We start from the raw sequence: 3,558 nt of genomic DNA on the forward strand, positions 1-3,558 counted from the left end.
TTAAAAATATGAAATTATATATTAAATAATGTATAATATTTTAGATAAATAGGACGGAAGGAGTTACATATGAAAAAAATAGAAGTAGTAGCAGCTGTGATAAAAAAGGAAGATAAAATATTCATAACACGTAGGGGATATGGAGAATTTATAGACATGTGGGAATTTCCAGGTGGTAAAATAGAAAGTGGAGAAACAAGAGAAGAAGCATTAAAGCGTGAAATACAAGAAGAATTAGAGCTTGATATAAATATAAAAGATTTCTTATCTACAATAGAATATGATTATCCAAATTTTCATTTAACAATGCATTGTTTTATATGTGAAATAATAGGTGGAGAACTTGCATTAAATGCTCATAATGATGCAAAATGGATTTCTTTTAATGAATTAGAGAATCAAAATTGGATTCCAGCAGATATTTTAGTTGTTAATGATTTGAAAAAGTTATAATAAAAAAGCTAATTACTACTTTTAATATAGTAATTAGCCTTTTTTTATGATGTTAAATAATCATAAATATCATCTCTTACTGGAGTAGTAAGATTATAATTAATTTCAACTGCTGTTTTGGTTGTATTATTCATTTTAAATTCTAATGGTTCTCCAAAAGTTTTTATATAGCCAAGAAAGTAAAATTCTTTTGATATTTTATCATCTTTATTTTTTCTAACAAATAAGCTAATAGAAACACCAAGTAATTCGGAATTATAAGCAGTTACTATATCATCAGATTTTTTTGTTCTTCCTGATTTTGATATAGCGATTAGTTGTGATGGTGATATAAATCTATCTTCGTAATTAATTGTATCCGAAATATCAATAGGTTTATTGTAGTTTATAAATACAGGATAGGTTTTTGTGATTTTATCAAATTTATATCCTCCTATATTAAGTGCAACTTCGCTTTTTTCCCATTCAAGTAACCTACAAACATCTTCGTAAGTATATTTTTGATATAATTGTAAATTTGTATCCATATACCTATTGCTATATAACTTATTATATCTATTCATACCAAAATAGACTAATTCTTGAACAATAAACTTAAAATTATTATTTTTAAGGCATGTTTTAAATTTATCTGATAATCTGTAATCAGAATTTGATTTTTCTAAAAAAATACAATCTTTATAAGTGTTTTTACTAGAGCCAGTTAAAAATTTATTAGTAAGTATATTTACAATATTAGTTTCAGTTGTCGTTTTAAAATTTATATTATAATCTTTTTTTAGTTCAATCTTTAATCTACTAATTAAATTAGTTTCATTAATATTTTGTAGAGCAATTTTAATAAGTAAAAGTTCATGAATTCTCTTTCCAGAAGCTAATTTTTTTGAAATGAATTCAATGAATAATTCTTCTGTTTTGTTTAGTTTGATTTCATATGATTTTTCGTACTTATTTAAAAATTTATAATAAGAACCTAAATTTTTATTATCAAATATTCTTAATGGGTCAATAGAATTATACTTATCAAAATCAATTAAGCTTGGAATTTTACCAAGCATCATTTTTAATGATTTATAATTTTCTTTAATAAGCTTTATGTCATTAAAATTAGCATTATCAATAGATTCAAATATTCTTTTTTTAGAAATAGTATCAAAATTTATAGTAGAACAGCCAGGAATTATTCTATTACCCTCTGTTACATATTTTCTAATATTATCTTTGTTAAAAGAGTTATCGGAAGATAAGGCAATTGGAATTAAAAAATTATTATTATAGTTACCTATGAAGTCTAATATAACTACATATTCTTTTGAATTATCTTTTCTAAGACCTCTACCTAGTTGTTGAACAAAAATTATTGAAGATTTAGTTGGTCTTAGCATAATAACTTGGTTAATAGAAGGTATATCAACGCCTTCATTGAATATATCGACTGTAAAAATATAATCTAATGAGTTTTCTTTTGAATCTTTTTCTAAAAGGTTTATTGCCTTTTCCCTTTCTTTTTGACTATTATCAGATGTTAAAGCTAATGTATTAAATCCACGTTCATTAAACATATTAGAAAGCTCATGTGCTTCATTTTTATTGCTACAAAAGATTAATCCTTTAACTCTATCACCTGAATATCCATAGAAGTTGATTTTATCAATTATATGATTAACTCTTTCTTTAGATGTTAATAAATTAAAATCAGAGTTTTCATTAAGTTCAACGCCATTTACAGAAATATCTGATATTCCAAAGTAATGAAATGGACAAAGCAAATCTTCTTCTAAAGCTTGTTTAAGGCGTATTTCATAGGCAATGTTATAATCAAATATTTTAAAAATATCAAAGTCATCATTTCTTTCAGGAGTAGCAGTCATACCAAGTAGAAATTTTGGTTTAAAGTAATTTATAAACTTTTGATAACTAATAGCACCTGCTCTATGAACTTCATCAATTATAATATAGTCAAATTCGTTTTGTTTAAATTTTTCTAAAATATAATCTTTAGAAAGGGTTTGAACAGTAGAAAAAATTATTTCTTTATTAAAATCTTTGGTATTTCCTGATAGTATTCCCATAGTTTTTGTATCACCAAATACATTTTTAAAACTATTCAAAGCTTGACTTGCAAGTTGTTCTCTGTGAACCACAAATAAAGCTTTCTTAGCATTATAATTTCTAAGTTCAAAAGCTGAAAGATAAGTTTTACCAGTACCAGTTGATGAAATTAAAAGAGCTTTATTTGCACCGTTTTCTCTAAGTTTATTTAAATTTTGTATGGCAGATACTTGCATTTTGTTTGGTTTAAGCTTGTAATGTTTAAGTGTTGGAATTTTAGTTTTTTTAGTAAATTCTTTTTGTTTTTTATAAATATCTTCATAAGTTTCTATCCAATCTAAATCTAAAGGGGATGCTTCATTCCAAAGGGTATTAAATTCATTAATAACACTTAATGTTAAAGCTCCATTTTCAAGAGAGGATATTTTCAAATTCCATTCTTTATTTTTAGTAAGTGCTGTTTGAGTTAGATTTGAACTTCCTATAATTATTTTATAGTGATCATTATGTTTAAACATATAGCCTTTTGTATGAAAATTTTCTTTTGTGTACAATTTAACTTCTAAATTAGAAAATTCTAATAGTTTTCTTAATGCTTTAGGTTCACTAAAATTTAAGTAATCAGTAGTTAGAATTTTACCTTTAACACCCTTTTCGCATAATAGTTTTAAAGTTTCTAAAAGTGGAGTTATACCACTACTTGTAATAAAAGCAACAGATATGAAAAATTCGGTGCATTTATTAAGTTCAGATATTATTTCATTTAAAACTTTACTTCCTTTTGAATAATCATTCACTATTAATTTTGGAACTAAAGCTAAATTTGAATTTGTATGATGATTTATTAATGCTGTATTTGTAGCACTTATAAGTTCATTTTTTATTGAGGAATTATCATTATTATCTATAGCAATTGTCTTAAAGGTAAGACTATTTAAATTATTATCTACAAAAGTTTTTGTACTCATATTTACCTCTCATTTAATAAAATATATTTGCATTTATATTATAGCATTATTAATGAAAGTATTAGATATTAAGTAATAATATGGA

Annotated in this window: 2 protein-coding genes; one reads left to right on the forward strand and one right to left on the reverse strand. The window is 24.1% G+C overall.

The window, feature by feature from the left end:
- Window positions 1-69 precede the first annotated feature (69 nt).
- Window positions 70-453, forward strand: a complete 384-nt coding sequence (gene mutT, locus Q4E08_RS11875; protein WP_303131194.1) for an 8-oxo-dGTP diphosphatase MutT — start codon at window positions 70-72, stop codon at window positions 451-453.
- Window positions 454-497: 44 nt separating this feature from the next.
- On the opposite strand, the gene Q4E08_RS11880 is transcribed toward mutT, so the two are convergent.
- Entirely contained in the window at window positions 498-3,473 is a 2,976-nt protein-coding gene (locus tag Q4E08_RS11880; protein WP_303131196.1) for a DUF3427 domain-containing protein, read from the reverse strand.
- Window positions 3,474-3,558 lie beyond the last annotated feature (85 nt).

It is taken from the genome of Clostridium sp., from assembly GCF_030532265.1.
Classification (GTDB): Bacteria; Bacillota; Clostridia; order Clostridiales; family Clostridiaceae; genus Clostridium.

Excerpts from the sequence above, each read along its gene's own strand:
- mutT (WP_303131194.1), top strand. The coding sequence starts at position 70 with ATGAAAAAAATAGAAGTAGTAGCAGCTGTGATAAAAAAGGAAGATAAA.
- Q4E08_RS11880 (WP_303131196.1), bottom strand. The coding sequence starts at position 3,473 with ATGAGTACAAAAACTTTTGTAGATAATAATTTAAATAGTCTTACCTTT.